The 15,665-nt window shown below is 73.3% G+C and carries 14 protein-coding genes; 7 read left to right on the forward strand and 7 right to left on the reverse strand.

What is annotated here, in order from left to right:
• Positions 1 to 2: 2 nt before the first annotated feature.
• A complete protein-coding gene (locus tag H181DRAFT_RS23375) occupies positions 3 to 935 on the reverse strand; it encodes an ATP-binding cassette domain-containing protein (protein WP_045866371.1) in 933 nt (310 codons plus the stop codon).
• Between the two features lie 108 nt (positions 936 to 1,043).
• Here H181DRAFT_RS23375 and H181DRAFT_RS23380 point away from each other — a divergent pair, with 108 nt between their 5' ends.
• The 3 genes from H181DRAFT_RS23380 (at position 1,044) to H181DRAFT_RS23390 (ending at position 4,283) form a co-directional block, all read left to right on the forward strand.
• Positions 1,044 to 2,381 (forward strand): histidine kinase, encoded by a 1,338-nt coding sequence (locus tag H181DRAFT_RS23380; protein WP_368073289.1) that lies wholly within the window; start codon positions 1,044 to 1,046, stop codon positions 2,379 to 2,381.
• 19 nt (positions 2,382 to 2,400) lie between these two features.
• Complete coding sequence (locus H181DRAFT_RS23385; protein WP_045866372.1) at positions 2,401 to 3,051, forward strand: response regulator; 651 nt, start codon at positions 2,401 to 2,403, stop codon at positions 3,049 to 3,051.
• Positions 3,052 to 3,122: 71 nt separating this feature from the next.
• Positions 3,123 to 4,283 (forward strand): ROK family protein, encoded by a 1,161-nt coding sequence (locus H181DRAFT_RS23390; RefSeq protein ID WP_045866373.1) that lies wholly within the window; start codon positions 3,123 to 3,125, stop codon positions 4,281 to 4,283.
• Between the two features lie 109 nt (positions 4,284 to 4,392).
• Here H181DRAFT_RS23390 and H181DRAFT_RS23395 read toward each other — a convergent pair whose 3' ends face one another.
• The gene (locus H181DRAFT_RS23395) at positions 4,393 to 5,136 is read right to left on the reverse strand and encodes a GntR family transcriptional regulator (RefSeq protein ID WP_045866374.1); all 744 of its coding nucleotides are present in this window, start codon (positions 5,134 to 5,136) and stop codon (positions 4,393 to 4,395) included.
• 206 nt (positions 5,137 to 5,342) lie between these two features.
• Between H181DRAFT_RS23395 and H181DRAFT_RS23400 the strand changes: the two genes are divergently transcribed.
• A complete protein-coding gene (locus H181DRAFT_RS23400; protein WP_045866375.1) occupies positions 5,343 to 6,098 on the forward strand; it encodes an SDR family oxidoreductase in 756 nt (251 codons plus the stop codon).
• A gap of 57 nt (positions 6,099 to 6,155) precedes the next feature.
• On the opposite strand, the gene sigJ is transcribed toward H181DRAFT_RS23400, so the two are convergent.
• A complete protein-coding gene (gene sigJ, locus H181DRAFT_RS23405; RefSeq protein WP_302622653.1) occupies positions 6,156 to 7,214 on the reverse strand; it encodes an RNA polymerase sigma factor SigJ in 1,059 nt (352 codons plus the stop codon).
• Positions 7,215 to 7,352: 138 nt separating this feature from the next.
• Between sigJ and H181DRAFT_RS23415 the strand changes: the two genes are divergently transcribed.
• Positions 7,353 to 8,225 (forward strand): alpha/beta fold hydrolase, encoded by an 873-nt coding sequence (locus H181DRAFT_RS23415; protein ID WP_045866378.1) that lies wholly within the window; start codon positions 7,353 to 7,355, stop codon positions 8,223 to 8,225.
• Between the two features lie 28 nt (positions 8,226 to 8,253).
• Here the strand turns inward: H181DRAFT_RS23415 and H181DRAFT_RS23420 are convergent, their stop codons facing one another.
• The 4 genes from H181DRAFT_RS23420 to H181DRAFT_RS23435 form a co-directional block, all read right to left on the reverse strand.
• Positions 8,254 to 9,285: a glutathione S-transferase family protein gene (locus tag H181DRAFT_RS23420; protein WP_045866379.1), complete on the reverse strand. Its 1,032-nt coding sequence runs from the start codon at positions 9,283 to 9,285 to the stop codon at positions 8,254 to 8,256.
• Between the two features lie 61 nt (positions 9,286 to 9,346).
• Positions 9,347 to 9,808 carry a VOC family protein gene (locus H181DRAFT_RS23425; RefSeq protein ID WP_045866380.1) on the reverse strand — a complete coding sequence of 154 codons (462 nt, stop codon included), beginning with the start codon at positions 9,806 to 9,808 and terminating at the stop codon, positions 9,347 to 9,349.
• A gap of 205 nt (positions 9,809 to 10,013) precedes the next feature.
• Complete coding sequence (locus H181DRAFT_RS23430; RefSeq protein ID WP_045866381.1) at positions 10,014 to 11,540, reverse strand: amino acid permease; 1,527 nt, start codon at positions 11,538 to 11,540, stop codon at positions 10,014 to 10,016.
• Positions 11,541 to 11,656: 116 nt separating this feature from the next.
• A complete protein-coding gene (locus H181DRAFT_RS23435; protein ID WP_045866382.1) occupies positions 11,657 to 12,691 on the reverse strand; it encodes a hypothetical protein in 1,035 nt (344 codons plus the stop codon).
• 722 nt (positions 12,692 to 13,413) lie between these two features.
• On the opposite strand from H181DRAFT_RS23435, the gene H181DRAFT_RS23440 reads away from it, so the two are divergent.
• Together H181DRAFT_RS23440 and H181DRAFT_RS23445 are read left to right on the forward strand one after the other, a co-directional pair.
• Positions 13,414 to 15,003: an alkaline phosphatase D family protein gene (locus tag H181DRAFT_RS23440; protein ID WP_045866383.1), complete on the forward strand. Its 1,590-nt coding sequence runs from the start codon at positions 13,414 to 13,416 to the stop codon at positions 15,001 to 15,003.
• 4 nt (positions 15,004 to 15,007) lie between these two features.
• Entirely contained in the window at positions 15,008 to 15,616 is a 609-nt protein-coding gene (locus tag H181DRAFT_RS23445) for a DUF1990 family protein (protein WP_074468013.1), read from the forward strand.
• Positions 15,617 to 15,665 lie beyond the last annotated feature (49 nt).

Raw genomic sequence — 15,665 nt, forward strand, 5'->3', positions numbered from 1 at the left:
TCTCAGACCTCCTGGGCGGGCGCGGAAGGGGCGGCGGCGAACTGGGTCTCGTCCGCGGTGAGCGCGAGATAGGCCTGTTCCAACGTCGCCTCGTCGTCGGCGAGTTCGAGGACGGGAAGGTTCTCCCCGGCGGCGAGCGGGCCGAGCCGGGCCGCGCGTGCACCGGGGACGGTCATGCGTCCGTCCTCGCCGGGTTCGGGTTCGTAGCCGGCGCGGAGCAGCACGCTGCGCAGCCGCTCCGGCTCGGTGGTGCGCAGCCGCACGCGCGGCTGCACGTGTGCGTCGATGAAGGCACGCATCGGGCTGTCCGCCAGCAGCCTGCCCTTGCCGAGCACCAGCAGGTGGTCGGCGTACGAGGCGGTCTCCGACATCAGGTGGCTGGAGACGAGGACGGTGCGCCCCTCGGCGGCGAGGCGGCGCAGCAGCCCCCGGATCCAGACGATGCCCTCCGGGTCGAGCCCGTTGGACGGCTCGTCCAGCATCAGCACGCCGGGATCGCCGAGCAGCGCGGCGGCGATGCCGAGACGCTGGCGCATTCCGAGCGAGAACGTCCTGACCCGCCGCCGGGCGACCCCGGCGAGACCGGTCTCCTCCAGCACCTCGCCTGCCCTCACGGCGGGAATGCGGTTGGCCGCGCAGAGCACGAGCAGATGGTCGCGAGCGGTGCGGGAGCCGTGTGCGGCCTGGGCGTCCAGCAGCGGTCCGACGTGCCGCAGCGGCTGGCCGAGGCCGGCGAAGGACCGCCCTCCCACGGTGGCGGTGCCCGACGTCGGGCGTGAGAGGCCCAGTACGAGGCGCATGGCGGTCGACTTGCCGGCTCCGTTGGGCCCGAGAAAGCCGGTGACCCTCCCCGGCTCCACGGTGAAGGTGACGCGGTCGACGGCACGCACACTGCCATATTCCTTGGTGAGTCCGTTCACTTCGATGCAGGTCATGGCAGCAAGCCTGCCGACGGGCGGTGCCGGGCACCTCCCCCGCCGGTGGGTCGCGTCTCCCCCGCCCGGGGGAGGCGGGAGCGCGGGCGGCGCTGGCACGATGAAGCCGTGCCCGCCCCTTCAATGCTGCCGCGACCGCTGCGACTGCCCGGCGCACTGGTTCGCGCTGTCACGTACACGCGGTGGCTGCACCTGCTCGTCGGCTCGTTGCCCGCGGTGATGTGCACTTTCGTCTTCCCCGGCTGGAACGGCCTGTTGCAGCTCGGCCTGGTGTGGGTGCTGGTGCTGCCGCTGCCGCTGCTCTGGTGCGCGGCGATCGTGCCGGACGCCCGGCTGGCCGAGGGCCTGCAGGCCCAGCTGATGCTGCTGCCCGGCCGGCACGCCCGGCGCCGCCCCGAAGGGGCGGACGCGGCGGACCACGACGGTCTGGCAGCGGCTCCGTCGGCGTCCTGGAGCGACCGTGCACGGACGGCTGTCTGGCTGACGTTCAGGCACCAACTGGGCTTCACCGTCGCCTGGTCGAGCGTCGTCCTCACGACGGCGATCGTCGATCTGCTGGTCACGGCCTCGTCCGGCGCTCCGCAGACGGAGCTGGGCCCGTACCTCCCGTCGGAGCCCTGGCCGTGCGTGCTCCTGGCCGCGGCGGCGTTCGCCGCGCTCGTGTGCGTCGTCGTGATCCCCGGGCGGGTGGCGCTGGCGGGGGCCCGCCGCCTCCTCGGGCCCTCTCCCACGGAGTTGCTCGCCGCGGCGGAGGAACGCACCGAGGCGATGCTCGAACGCAGCCGCCTGGCCGGGGAGTTGCACGACTCGATCGGGCACGCGCTGACGCTGTCGGTCGTCCAGGCGGGCGCGGCGCGTGCCGCGGGTTCGCCGGAGTTCACGGAGCGTGCCCTGTCCGCGATCGAGTCCTCCGGCCGTGAAGCGCTCGAGGATCTGGAACGGGTTCTGCGCCTGCTGCGCGAGGACGCGCCCCGGCCCGCATCACGGCCGGGCGTCGAGGACGCCGGACGCCTGCTGGCGTCCGCGCGGGCGGCCGGGGCCCAGGTCACCGAGCGGATCAGGGGACCGCTCGGCGACCTCCCCGGCCCCGTCTCGCGCGAGGGCTACCGCATCCTGCAGGAGGCGCTGACCAACGTGCTGCGCCATGCGGGCCCGGTGCCGGTGACCGTCTCGCTCGAAGCCGGTGGGGACGGCCTGGAACTCGAGGTGCGCAGCCCGCTGCCGGGGAGTCCGCCGTCGGCCGCCGGCCGGAGGGGAGGGAGCGGGCGGGCCGGGTTGCTGGGCGGCCGGGCCGAGACGGGGCCGGACGGCGGCGAGTGGCGTGTACGGGTCGTGCTGCCGCAGGCGCCCCCGGGCGGCGGTCGCCGGGAACGCCGGCGCCGCCCGACGGGGTCCGCCGTCCCCGCCACGCCGGACGGCGCCCGCAGCTCCCGGGGGACGGCGTGACGCGCTGCGGGGTGGGCCCGTGCCGGTGACCGTGCTCCTCGTCGACGACGAGCCGCTCGTGCGGGCGGGGCTCCGGGTGATCCTGGAGGCCCAGCCGGACATCAGCGTGGTGGGCGAGGCCGCGGACGGCGCGGCAGTGGTGCCGCTGGTGCGTCGACTGCGCCCCGACGTGGTGGCGATGGACGTCCGCATGCCGCTGCTCGACGGGATCGAGGCGACGCGGGCGGTGCTGCGCTCCGTCTCCGGCCCGCCGAAGATCCTCGTGGTGACGACGTTCGAGCAGGACGACTACGTCTACCAGGCGCTGCGGGCGGGAGCCGACGGCTTCCTCCTGAAGCGCGCAGCGCCCGCGGAGATCGTCCACGCGGTCCGGCTCGCCGCCGAGGGCGAGAGCCTGCTCTTCCCGGCCGCTCTGCGCGAACTCGCCGCCGCCCACGGCAATCCGCGGGCGCGGGCGGTGCTCGAGCGTGCCGCGCTGACGGCCCGCGAGGAGGAGGTCCTGCGGCTGGTGGCCGCCGGGCTGAGCAACGCGGAGACCGCGCAGCGGCTCGTGGTCGGCACGGAGACCGTGAAGACACACGTCGGCTCGCTGCTCGCGAAACTCGGCGCGCGGGACCGCACGCAGGCCGTGATCCTCGCGTACGAGTCCGGTTTCGTCGCCCCGGGCTGACCGCCCCCTACTCGTGGTAATGGGAGGCCGAGCGGTACGATCCGCCTCACGGGACAGGCAGGGAGGCGGACTTGGCGCGGCTCTCCGGCAGGGATCCTTCTCTGCTGCGACGGATCAACTCGACTGCCGTGCTGCGTGTGCTGCGCTCCCAGTTCGGCCACCCCCCGCTGACGCTGACGGATCTGGCGCACGCCACCGAGCTCTCCCGGCCGACGGTCGAGGGCGTCGTCGAGGGCCTGGTCGACGCCGGGCTCGCCGCCGAGGCCGAGGAGGAACCCGACTCCGCGGCCCAGCACGCGCGCCGGGGCCGTCCCGCCCGGCGCTTCCGCTTCCGGGCCGAGGCCGGCTACGCACTCGGCGTGGAGGTCGGGTCGCACCGCATCGCGGCCGTCCTCTCCGACCTGACGGGCCGCACCACCGGCACGGTCGCGCACGAGGTCGGCGAGGGAGCCCCCGAGGACCAGCGGCTGGCCGAGGCCCACAGGGCCGTGGACGAGTTGCTGGAGGGCAGCGCCGTGCGGCGCGAGTCGCTGCGGGCGGTCGGCGTCGGCACGCCGGGAATCGTCGAGGCCGACGGCACCGTACGGCTCGGAACCGCGCTGCCGGGCTGGACGGGCCTGCCCCTGGGCGAACGGCTGAGGGAGCGGTTCTGCTGCCCCGTGCTCGTCGAGAACGACGCCAACGCCGGTGTCGTCGCCGAGCGTTGGAAGGGCGCGGCGGTCGGCGCCGAGGATGTCGTGATGGTGCTGATCGGGCTCAGCCCAGGCGCCGGTTCGCTGATCGGCGGGCGGCTGCACCGCGGTTTCGGCGGCGCGGCCGGGGAGATCGGCGCCCTGCACCTGCTGGGGCGCGAGGCGACGCCGGAGCGGCTGCTGTCGACGACGGACGAGCCGCTCCACCCTCTCGACGAGGCAGCGGTCGCGGGGGTCTTCGCGCTCGCCCGCGCCGGCGACGAGCAGGCGCGGCGGGCGATGGAACGCTTCGTGCAGCGGCTCGTCCACGACGTGGCCGCGCTGGTCCTCGCGCTCGACCCCGAACTGGTCGTCATCGGCGGCTGGGCGTCCGGGCTGGACGACGTGCTGGAGCCGCTCCGGGGCGAGTTGGAGCGCTACTGCCTGCGCCCCCCGCGCGTCGAGCTCTCGGTGCTGGGCGAAGCGGCGGTCGCGACGGGAGCGCTGCGGCTCGCCCTCGACCAGGTCGAGAGCGAGCTGTTCAGCGTGGACGCCGGCTGACTGCCGGGCTCAGCCCGGGGATTGAGGGCTCAGCCCGGAAGTCGGGGGCCCAGCCCGGAAGTCGGGGGCCCAGCCCGGAAGTCGGGGGCACAGCCAGGGAGTTGAGGGCTCAGCCGGCCATCAGGGCGCCGGGCTGGGCGTCCCCGAAGGTGAGCCTGCACGTGTCGGCCCGGTAGGTGGCGACGGCGACGGCGGCCGTCGTCCCGCGGGCGAGGTAGCGCGTGGTGACCACGAGCACCGGGGCCCCGGGCAGCCGGTCCAGCTGGCGGGCGTCGTCGGCGCGGGCCGAGCCCAGCTCCACGGTCCGCTCCTGCCCCTCGAGTTCGAGGCGGTGCAGTTCGCGCAGCACCGCACGGCCCCGGGCGGAGCCTCCCGCAGCCTCTATGGCGGGCAGTCCGGGGACGGACGCGTGCGGCACATAGAGGAGTTCGGTGGCGACGGGCTGCCCGTGCGTCATGCGCGTACGGCGCACCGAGTGGACGGGTGACCCGGCGTCCTCACCCAGCAACCTCGCCACCGGGGCGGGCGGTTCGACGTCCTCGCAGTCGCCGGTCTGCCACGCGTCGTCGGGTGCGCCGGGCCAGCTGTCCTCCGCGGGGCCGACGTCGACACCGAAGCGGGGCGGTGCGACGGTGGTGCCCACGCCGCGCCTGCGCTGCAGGCGTCCCTCCAGTTCGAGCTGCTCCAGTGCCTGGCGCAGGGTCGCACGGGCGACGCCGAAGCGGGCAGCGAGTTCGCGCTCGTTCGGCAGGATCTCCCCCACCTCGAACTCGGAGTCCAGCGCGTCGGACAGCACCGTCTTCAAGTGCCAGTACTTCGGCTCCGGCACAGCCTCCACCTGTGTGGTCCCCACAGTGGCCTCCGCTTTCCCCGCGTCCAGCCCGGCCCGAAGCGGCCGGACTTTATACGTGCTTGTTTTTTAAAGGTTGTTGCGTATGGCCGACCATAGGGCGGGTCCCCAGCTTGGTCAAGACCAATCCGGGGACCGGGAACCGTTCCCCGACGCCGCCTTCAGCTGGGATGATCGATCATCGTTCGCCAGGTCGGGAGGGCATCGCCATGACGGAACAGCAGCGGGTCACGGTGGTCACGGGAGGCAGCAGGGGCATCGGCGCGGCCGTCGCCGTGCGCCTCGCGCGGGCCGGGCACCACGTCGGCATCGGCTACGAGCGCTCCCGGGTGGACGCGCAGGAGACGGCCCTCGCCGTCCGGGCCGAGGGGATGCGCGCGGTGGCCGTCCAGGTGGACACCAGCGTCGAGGAGCAGGTCGGGCAGCTCTTCGACACGGTGCGCGACGAGCTGGGCGCCGTGACGGGCCTCGTCAACAACGCCGCCGTGTCCGGCCCGTTGGGCGGCTTCACCGAGACGCCGACGTCCGTGATGCGCCGCGTGCTCGACGTGAACGTCCTCGGCGCGCTGCTGTGCGCGCGGCGGGCCCTGCTGGAGATGTCGACGGGACACGGCGGCGAGGGCGGCAGCATCGTCAACATCTCCTCCTGTGCGGCGACCCTCGGGGCGCCCGGCGAGTACGTCCACTACGCGGCGTCGAAGGCAGCGGTGGACGCGATGACGGTCGGCCTGGCCAAGGAGTTCGGGCCGCGGGGCGTCCGCGTCAACTCGGTGCAGCCGGGGGCTGTACTGACCGGGATGCACGCCGCCATGGGCGATCCGGACAGGGCGTGGAAGAAGGCGGACGCGACGCCGCTGCGCCGCCCCGGCGAGCCCCGGGAGATCGCGGACGCCGTCGCCTGGCTGATGTCGGACGAGGCGTCCTTCACCACCGGTGCCGTCCTGCGCGTCTCCGGCGGACTGTGATCAGTGCCGGGCTGCCGGACAGCCCGGAGTAAGGACTGCCGGCTCCGCGCCCAGCGGTCAGGGCGTGAGCCGGGTCAGCTTGTCGGGGTTGGCCACGATGTAGACGCTCTGGATGCGGCCGCCGGCGACGTCGATCTGCAGGACGGCCGTGGGGACTCCCTGTTCCGTCGCGAGCAGCGCGGGGCCGCCGTTGACCTCGACGAGCCTGAAGTCCCTCGCGGCGAGGCCCCGTCGGGCGATCGCCTCCGCGAAGCGGCCGACCTTGTCCGCGGTGGTGATGGCGCGCATCGGAGCCTTCGCCTTGCCGCCGCCGTCGCCGAGGAGGCGAGCGTCCGGGGCGAGCATCTCCATCAGCGCGGCGAGGTCGCCCCGGGTGGCGGCGGCCAGGAACCGCTCGGTCAGGTCGCGTCGGGCCTCGGGGTCGACGTCGAAGCGGGGGCGCCGCTCGGCCACGTGCGCGCGGGCCCGGCCGCCGAGCTGGCGCACGGCCGCCTCGCTGCGGTCGAGGGCGGCCGCGATCTCCGCGTACGGGAAGCCGAATGCCTCGCGCAGGACGAACACCGCGCGCTCCAGCGGCGAGAGCGACTCCATCACGACCAGCAGGGCGAAGGAGACGGACTCGGCGGCCAGCACGCTCTGCGCGGCGTCCGGTTCCGTGCCGCCCCGCTCCGGGCCGGTGCCCGCGTGCGTGACGAGCGGCTCGGGCAGCCACGGCCCGACGTAGGTCTCCCGGCGGCGCTGCGCCGCGCGGAGCCTGTCGACAGCGAGGCGGGTGGCGACGCGCACCAGGTACGCGCGGGGCTCCCGTACACCGTCCCTGCCCGCGGACTGCCAGCGCAGCCAGGCGTCCTGGACGACGTCCTCCGCGTCGGCGACGCTGCCGAGCATGCGGTAGGCGACACCCATCAGGACCCCGCGGTGCTGCTCGAAGACTGCCGTGGCGTCCTGGGCGGCAGCATCCCGACCGTGGCCCTCGCGGTCCCCCCGAGCACCGCCGCCGCGACCGCCGAGCGGGCCGCCGCCGGCCGGACCGCCCCCGTCCGGGGCGCCGTCGGGGGATGTGCCGGCACGGCGGAGTCGGGCGTGGGTGTCGGCTGCGCTCTGTTCGGCGTCCACCCGCACATCATCGCAGCCCTTCCGCCGCGGACCACGGGCGGCCTTCCACGCGGGACGACTTGCTGACATCGTGTCTACGAACTGCCGTGCACCCGCACCGCGATCGGTGTCCGGGCCCGAACCCGACAGGAAATGCCCATGACCGCTGTCGCCTCGCCCCACGCCCCCGTACCCCGGACCGAGTCGTTCGTGCGCGTCTCGCCCGCCGGGTCGCCGTCCTTCGACCTCGCCTACGAGCGCCGCGGCAGCGGCGAACCCGTCGTGCTGCTGCACGGCATCGGACACCACTGGCAGGCGTGGGAACCGGTGTTGAGCATCCTGGCCGCCTCGCACGAGGTGGTCGCTGTCGACCTGCCGGGGTTCGGCGCCTCGCCGCAGCTGCCCGAGGGCGTCTCCTACGAACTGGAGAGCGTCGTCCCGCTGCTCGGTGAGGGCCTCCGTGCCCTGGGTCTCGAACGGCCGCACGTGGTCGGCAACTCCCTGGGCGGGCTGCTGGCCCTGGAGCTGGCGCTGCACGGCCATGCGCGCTCGGTCACCGCCCTGTCCCCGGCCGGTTTCTGGACGCAGGCGGAGCGCCGCTACGCCTACGCCCTGCTGACGGGCATGCGCGCCGGTGCGAAGGCCATACCGGACGGGCTGCTGCGGCGGCTCGCGGGCAGCGCCGCCGGACGCGCCGCGCTGACCGGCACCATCTACGCCCGGCCCGGCCGCCGTTCACCCGAGGCGGTCGTCGCCGAGACCCACTCCATGCGCGCGGCCACGGGTTTCGCACCGGTGCTCGCCGTCGGCAGGCGCCCCGGCTCCGTCTTCGACCGCGACCTGCCCGGGATGCCGGTGACCATCGGCTGGGGCGCCAAGGACCGCCTGCTCCTCCCCCGCCAGGGGATCCGAGCGAAGAAGACGATCCCCGGCGCCCGTCTGGTCCGCCTCCCCGGATGCGGGCACGTGCCGATGAACGACGACCCGGCGCTCGTCGCACGGCTCGTCCTGGAGACGGCGCGGGCCGCCTGACATCGCTGGCGCCCCCGGGCAGCGCCGCTCAGGGCCGGTGTGCCGCCGGTACCGCCTCCTCCGGGGGCACCGGCGGGGGCGGGGTGCCGTCGCCGAAGGGGCGTCCGCCCAGTTGCTCGCGGTGGTGCAGGGACGTCCATCCGGACAGGTCCGGCCCGCAGGGCACGATGCCCGTGGGGTTCACGCCGGTGTGGACCTCGTAGTAGTGCCGCTTGATGTGGTCGAAGTCGACCGTGTCGCCGAAGCCGGGCGTCTGGTACAGGTCCCTGGCGTAGGCCCACAGGACGGGGTCCTCGGTGAGCTTGTGGCGGTTGCACTTGAAGTGGCCGTGGTAGACGGCGTCGAAGCGCACCAGCGTGGTGAACAGGCGGATGTCGGCCTCCGTGATGCTCTCGCCCACCAGGTAGCGGCGGCCGGCGAGCCGTTCGGAGAGGAGCCCGAGGCGGCGGAAGACGTCCCCGAAGGCGGCCTCGTACTCCGCCTGGCCGGTGGCGAAGCCCGCCCGGTAGACGCCGTTGTTGAGGTCCCGGTAGACCCCGTCCATCACCTCGTGCATCTCCTCGCGCAGCTCCTGCGGATACAGGTCGGGCGCGCCCGGCCTGTGCAGGGCCGTCCACTCGGTGGCGAGGTCCAGGGTGATCTGCTGGAAGTCGTTGGTGACGAGCTGCCCGCTGGGCACGTCCACCACGGCGGGGACGCTCACGCCGCCCGGGTAGTCCGTCTCGCGCGCGTCGTAGGCCTCGTGGAGGTAGCGGATCCCCAGGACCGGGTCCTTGCCGTCCGGGTCGAGCGTGAAGCGCCAGCTGCGCTCGTCCTGCAGGGGGTCGGTGACGGCCAGCGACAGCGCGTCCTCCAGCCCCAGCAGCCGCCGGGAGATCGCCGCCCTGCTCGCCCACGGGCAGGCCCGGCTGATCACGAGCCGGTAGCGGCCGGCCTCGACCGGCCAGCCGTCCGCCCCGTCCGCTGTGATCCGGTCCGCGAAGTGGCTCTTCGACCTCTTGAAGGGCTTCTTGCCGTACTTCTCGTTGCCGTCCGTCGTGCCGTCGCCCTCGCGGCTCATCGTGCACGTTCCTTCCCTGTCGGGTCTCCGTCGCGGAGACCTGCCCACCTCGGAGGGGCGCCTACGGGCTCCCCGGGACCGCCGTCGCGGCTGTGCTCGGGCCCTCGTCGTCTACCCAGCCCCGCGTGCACAGCACCAGCCGGTATCCGTCCGGGTCCTGGACGGTCACGCCCCAAGTGTCCCAGTACGGGTTGCGCGCCGGTACGCGCCTGCCGCCGTGCTCCTCCAGCTTCGCCACCGTCTCCTCCGGAACGGGGGCGTCGAGGTAGATCACGAGCAGATCGTCCTCCCCGGGTGTCGGCTCCAGGGGACGCTCCTCGTCCCGTGCCAGCTCCAGATGCCAGCCCCCGCCCCGCGGCCCCACCATCAGCAGCGCGTACTCCTCTCCGCCGCCCCTGGCGGGGCCGGGCTCGCCGCGGTAGAGCACGTCGAGGCCGAGGCCCCCCGCCCAGAAGCGCTCGGCGGCCGCCAGGTCGCGCGACGGGCGGGCGATACGGATGTGGTTGCGGACGCTGATCGTCATGGGTCACGGCTCCCTTTCGCGCCCGGAGGCGCGCGGTCTGCTGGCTCGGCCGGGGCGGCGGATGCCCCGCGACCGCACACCGTAGACAGCTCCGCGTCCGGACTCCTCGGTCTCCGGCACCTGTTGACGTACGTCCGCGGACCTGGGCCGGAGGTCCCGGCCCGGGACAGGACGTCCCGGGCGGCCCCCGGTGTACAGCCTGGAGTCAGACGATCTCCTCGCTCATCTCCGCGAGTTCGCGTTCGTCGCCCCCGGCCCGGTACCCGGGCGTGGTGTAGGAGCCGCGCCCGGAGACGGCCCACCACAGCGTCGCCAGGCCCAGCACGCCGATGAGCGCCAGCGGCGCGTAGTTGAAGGACTCGACGTCGACGGGTGTCTTCTGGGGGAGGCAGAAGAGCACCGTCACGAAGACGACCCAGACCACGGCCGTCCAGCCGATGGGAACTCCCCAGCGTCCGAGGTTCCACTTGCCCTGCCGGAAGCGGTCCTTGTTGCGCAGCCGCAGGTAGATCGGGATCGCGTAGGCGGGCGTGACGCCGATGACGGCGATCGCGGTGACCGCGCCGTACGCGGCTTCGCTGTAGAGCGCCGGCAGGGCGAGCAGGGCCGCGACTGCGACCGTCAGCACGACCGCGCGTGCGGGCGTGCCGGTGCGCGGGTGGACGCGCCGCCAGTGCGTGGAGAAGGGCAGCGCGCCGTCGCGGGAGAAGGCGAAGACCATGCGGCTGGCGGCGGCCACCTCCGCGTTGCCGCAGAAGAGCTGGGCGACGATCACGACGAGCAGCAGCAGCTTGGCGCCCGTGAGTCCGAGCGCGTCCAGGAAGATCTGCGCGGGCGGCACTCCGGTCGCGCTGGCCTGGGTTCCGGCGTAGTCCTGGATCGCGAACGTCAGCCCGACCAGCAGCACGAAGCCCGCGAGCCACGACCAGCCGACGGCCCGTACGATGCCGCGTGCCGCGCTGACCTCGGCGTTCGTCGTCTCCTCGGAGAGGTGGGCGCTGGCGTCGTACCCCGTGAAGGTGTACTGGGCCACCAGCAGCCCGATCATGACGACGTACACCGGGCTGGACCAGTTCGTGTCGTTGACGAACTCGCCGAAGACGAAGGACGCGGAGCGGTGTTCCGACGGGACGAGCGCCAGCACCGTGACGATCACGGCGACACCGGCGAAGTGCCACCACACGCTCACCGAGTTGAGCACGCTGACGAGGCGCACGCCGAAGAGGTTCAGCGCCGCGTGCAGCACGAGGATGCACAGGAAGATCAGCATGACGGTCCCGGGCGTCGGCTCGATCCCCCACTGGAGGTTCAGCAGCGCTCCGGTGAACATCGCGGCGCCGTAGTCGATACCGGCCAGGGTGCCCAGCAGCCCCAGCAGGTTGAGCCACCCGGTGTACCAGCCCCAGCGGCGCCCGCCGAGCTGGTCCGCCATGTAGTACAGCGCGCCCGAGGTGGGATACGCGCTGGTGACCTCCGCCAGCCCGGCACCGACGAACATCACCATCAGGCCCACCAGGACCCAGCCCCAGATCATCACCGCCGGTCCGCCGGTGACCAGGCCGAAGCCGTAGAGCGTCATGCATCCGGAGAGGACGGAGATGACGGAGAAGCTGATGGCGAAGTTGCCGAACGAGCCCATCCGCCGGATCAGCACGGGGTGGTAGCCGAGATCGCGGAGCTTGGCGTCGTCGTCTATGCGGCCGGGGCGACGCGACCTGGCGGTGGGGAACACGGAACCTCCTGCGGGACTTTCGGGTGCGGAACGGTGGAAAAGCAACGGAGCGGGAGAGGGGCGGAGCGAAAGAGGGGCGGCGGAGCGGAGTCGAAAGAGGGGCGGGGCCGGCGGGGTCAGTCGTCCGCGGCGAGGCAGTGGTCGCGGGCCCGGAGGAACTCCGTCCTGGCCGCTTCCGGCTGTTCGGGGTCCTCGGCGACCTGCAGCCAGGGCTGCGGGGTGAAGTACGGGCCGAGAGCGGCGAAGACCCGGGCGGCGTCCGACGTGCGCTGGCCCGCCCACAGGGCGTGGGCCAGGTGGTTCAGGTCCAGCACCGACTGGGTGGTGGGGTCCGTCAGCTCGAACCACCCCTGCAACGCCGAACGTGCGTCGAGGGCGACCGGGTCGTGCGACCACTGCCTGCTCAGCAGCAGATGGCCCTTGGACGGCTGGGCGGCGCGCTGGCGCCGGTACTGCTCCACGTAGGCGTACAGGGGCAGCGCCAGCAGATCCGAGCCGGCCGGGGCCCACGAGGAGACCCAGCGGACGAAGTCGATCGCCGAGGCGCGCGACCCCGCGTTCCCCGTGTCCCGGTCCGCGCGGGCATGCAGGAAGTGGAGCATACGGTGGTGCGCCTCGCGGTTGTAGCGGTCGCGCTCGTAGACGCGGTACAGCAGGCCCCAGGGGCCGGGCGGCAGCATCGGCTCGGCCGCGCGTTCACGGTGCTCGGCGCGTTCCTGGCGCTTGTCGAGCCTCGCGAGGGCGAGCAGCGCCACCCAGGGCACCGGGTCCCCGGGCAGCAACTCGGCCGCCGCGTAACACTCCTGACGGGCTTCCTGCTCCAACTCCTGTGCTGTGTGGTGTTGTTCACGACTGGCCCGGACCGCGCGCTCCACGGCCACCCTGGCGTGCATCATGCGTGCGTCGGGGTCCTTCGGCGACTCCTGCAGCCAGGTCTCCACCACGTGCGAGCCCGCCGCGACGACACCGAGCACCTGCGAGCGCGTCGTACGCAGCCCCCAGGAACTGCCGGTACGCGCCAGCAGGGTGCGCATCGCCATCCAGCGTCCGGCGCGCAACTCCTCGACGGCGCCGCGTAGTTCGAAGTCGAAGCCGGCGGGGCTGTAGACGATGCGGACGCCGCGGCCGTGGCTGCCTGCCGTGCCCCTCATCGGCGCTTCCCCGCGGCCTCACAGCCGGCACGCCCCGGCTGCGGGCACGACTCGGGGGCAGGGGGGCTGTACGACATCACAAGCGGTCCTCAACGACTGGGGCAGGGACCGCTCCGGCATGCGTGCACCGCTGGTCAGGCGAGCGGGGATGCGCGACGACGGGTCCCGGATTCGCCACCGAACCTAACCTTTCACCATCGCCTGACGGCGGTCGGGAAGTGTGACGGTTCTGCGCCGAAAGCCCGCAAGCGCAGACAGCTTTGGAGTCATCGTCGTTTCAGTCCGTTCTCGTTGGTGCTCTGCCCTTTCCCGCACGCCGCGTTACGGCGTCAGGGCTCTCCGCCGCCCGCGGCCGGCACGTCCGCGAGTCGAGTGACGTCACTTTGACCTCCGGCGGGCCAGGAGGGAAGAGTCCTGCGGCAATCGAGACCCGACCGCGTCATAGCCCCCGCAGCACCGCGGACGGCGGCGGGACGGCGTACGGAACCGGACGCCCCTCGCCCGGACGAGCCCGTCCCCCGGAGGGAGCCCCGTCCCCGGGATGAGAAGCACCACGCCGGTCATCCGGAACCCTTTCAGCCGCCGCGGCGTCGGTGTTGACTGAGTCCAGTCCCATGCTGCGCTCCACGAAGCGCCTCGTGCGCCGCCTCCAGCGGTGATACGGGTCGCTGTGTTCGGCCCGTACCCCTGCTCCGTACGACCGCGATCCAGGAGGCTCGTCCATGGCGCACGAGGAACCCGGCAACCCGCTCACCCCCGGCCTGGTCCCGGCACGCCGCACGCTGCTGCGCGGCTCGCTCGCGGCCTCGGCCGCGCTGTCCCTCTCGGGGGCGGCTCCCGCCCAGGCGCTCAAGGGGCGTCCCGCCGCGAAATGGGGGGTACAGGCGGGGGACGTGACCTCGTCGTCGGGACTGATCTGGGTGCGGTCGGACCGCAGGGCCCGGATGATCGTGGAGACCTCGGCGACGGAGTCCTTCCGCGGCGCGCGCCGCTGGATCGGCCCCGTCGTGGGCCCGGACACGGACTACACGGGCATGACGCCGGTGCACGGCCTGCCCGCCGGGGAGCAGGTGCACTACCGGGTCATGCTGGCCGACGCGGACGACCCCCGGCGCACGGGCGAGCCCGTGCGCGGCACCTTCCGCACGGCGCCCGACAAGCGCCGCCACAAGGTGCGCTTCCTCTGGTCGGGCGACCTCGCGGGCCAGGGCTGGGGCATCAACCCCGACCGCGGCGGCTATCCGATCTTCGAGGAGATGCGCCGCCTCGACCCCGACTTCTTCCTCAACAGCGGCGACTCGATCTACGCCGACGGCCCACTCGCGGAGAAGGTCGCCCTGCCGGACGGCGGCGTGTGGCGCAACGTCGTCATCGAGGAGAAGTCCAAGGTCGCCGAGACGCTCGCGGAGTTCCGCGGCAACTTCCGCTACAACCTGCTCGACGGCAAGCTGCGCCGCTTCCAGGCCCAGGTGCCCTCGATCGTCCAGTGGGACGACCACGAGGTCCTCAACAACTGGTATCCGGGCGAGATCCTCGACGACGACCGCTACAAGGTCAAAGACGTGGACACCCTCGCCGCCCGCTCGCTGCGCGCCTTCAGCGAGTACCACCCCCTCACCACGCTGCCGCCGAAGGACGAGGACGGCCGCGTCTACCGGGTCGTGCGGCACGGCCCGCTGCTGGACGTCTTCGTCCTCGACATGCGCGCCTACCGGGGCCCCAACTCGCCCGGCAGGCAGGACCAGGACCCCCGGGGCATCCTCGGCGAGCGGCAACTGAAGTGGCTGAAGCGGGAGTTGTCGCGCTCCCGGGCGGTGTGGAAGGTGATCGCCTCGGACATGCCGGTCGGGCTGGTCGTCCCTGACGGCGAGACGGACTTCGAAGGCGTCGCGCAGGGGGACCCCGGTGCCCCGCTGGGCCGGGAGCTCCAACTGGCCGAACTCCTGCGGCACATCAAGACGGAACGCATCACCGGGACCGTGTGGTTCACCACCGACGTGCACTACACCTGCGCCCAGCACTACGAACCGGAGAGGGCCGCGTTCAAGGACTTCGAGCCCTTCTGGGAGTTCGTCTCCGGGCCGCTCAACGCGGGAGGCTTCCCCGCGCTGAAGCTCGACGGCACTTTCGGGCCCACCCAGCCGTTCGTCAAGGCACCGGAGAAGGCCAACGTGCCGCCCACCGACGGCGGTCAGTACTTCGGCCAGGTGGACATCGACGGCGAGAGCGGTGAGATGACGGTGCGTCTGCGGGAGGAGGGCGGCGCTGTGCTGTTCACGAAGGTGCTGCAGCCCGGTCGCGTCGGCCAGTGACCCGATGACCGGCGCCCGCCTGAACTACCCGGCGGCCGGGGCGACCCGGCACGGGCCGCACGAGTGGCCGACCGGCTACCGCAGGCTGCGGGTCCGTACGCGACTGGGGCACGGCCGGGCCGACTTCGACGCCGCCGCCGAGGCGCTGGCGACATGGCGACTGCACCGGGAAGCGGGCGTGCGCTTCGGCACGGAAGCGCTCCGCGCGTCCCCGGGCGTCGACGTCGTCGTCGGGCTCGGCGTCGGAGCGCTGCGGCTGCACGCGCCCTGCCGCGTGGTGTGGACCGTCGCCGAGGAGCGCAGCGCCGGATGGGCGTACGGGACGCTGCCGGGCCATCCGGTGCGCGGCGAGGAGGCGTTCGTCGTGAGCAGGGACGCCGACGGCGCGGTCTGGCTGGAGGTGCGCGCCTTCAGCAGACCGGTTTCGTGGTTCACGGTCGCCGCCGGCCCCCTGCTGCCGCTCTTCCAGCGCTGGTACGCACGACGGTGCGGCGCCGTGCTGCGGCGGCTGGTCGCGCGGGCCGGGGACGGCGGCGGGCGGGACGGGGGCCGGGCCGGCGGAGCACCGGTGACGGCGCGCCGGTCGCGGCAGGACGACCGGAAGCAGCCGTAATCCGACGGTCACAAAGCGTTCTTGATCGGGCAATGGCAGTGGGTGAGAG

This window comes from Streptomyces sp. WMMB 714 (assembly GCF_900090125.1).
GTDB lineage: Bacteria > Actinomycetota > Actinomycetes > Streptomycetales > Streptomycetaceae > Streptomyces > Streptomyces daqingensis.

Bases quoted from the DNA above. Each gene is read 5' to 3' on its own strand.
- H181DRAFT_RS23415 (WP_045866378.1), top strand. From the start codon at position 7,353: ATGACCGCTGTCGCCTCGCCCCACGCCCCCGTACCCCGGACCGAGTCG.
- H181DRAFT_RS23435 (WP_045866382.1), bottom strand. From the start codon at position 12,691: ATGAGGGGCACGGCAGGCAGCCACGGCCGCGGCGTCCGCATCGTCTAC.
- H181DRAFT_RS23440 (WP_045866383.1), top strand. From the start codon at position 13,414: ATGGCGCACGAGGAACCCGGCAACCCGCTCACCCCCGGCCTGGTCCCG.
- H181DRAFT_RS23400 (WP_045866375.1), top strand. From the start codon at position 5,343: ATGACGGAACAGCAGCGGGTCACGGTGGTCACGGGAGGCAGCAGGGGC.
- H181DRAFT_RS23425 (WP_045866380.1), bottom strand. From the start codon at position 9,808: ATGACGATCAGCGTCCGCAACCACATCCGTATCGCCCGCCCGTCGCGC.
- H181DRAFT_RS23420 (WP_045866379.1), bottom strand. From the start codon at position 9,285: ATGAGCCGCGAGGGCGACGGCACGACGGACGGCAACGAGAAGTACGGC.
- H181DRAFT_RS23445 (WP_074468013.1), top strand. From the start codon at position 15,008: ATGACCGGCGCCCGCCTGAACTACCCGGCGGCCGGGGCGACCCGGCAC.
- H181DRAFT_RS23375 (WP_045866371.1), bottom strand. From the start codon at position 935: ATGACCTGCATCGAAGTGAACGGACTCACCAAGGAATATGGCAGTGTG.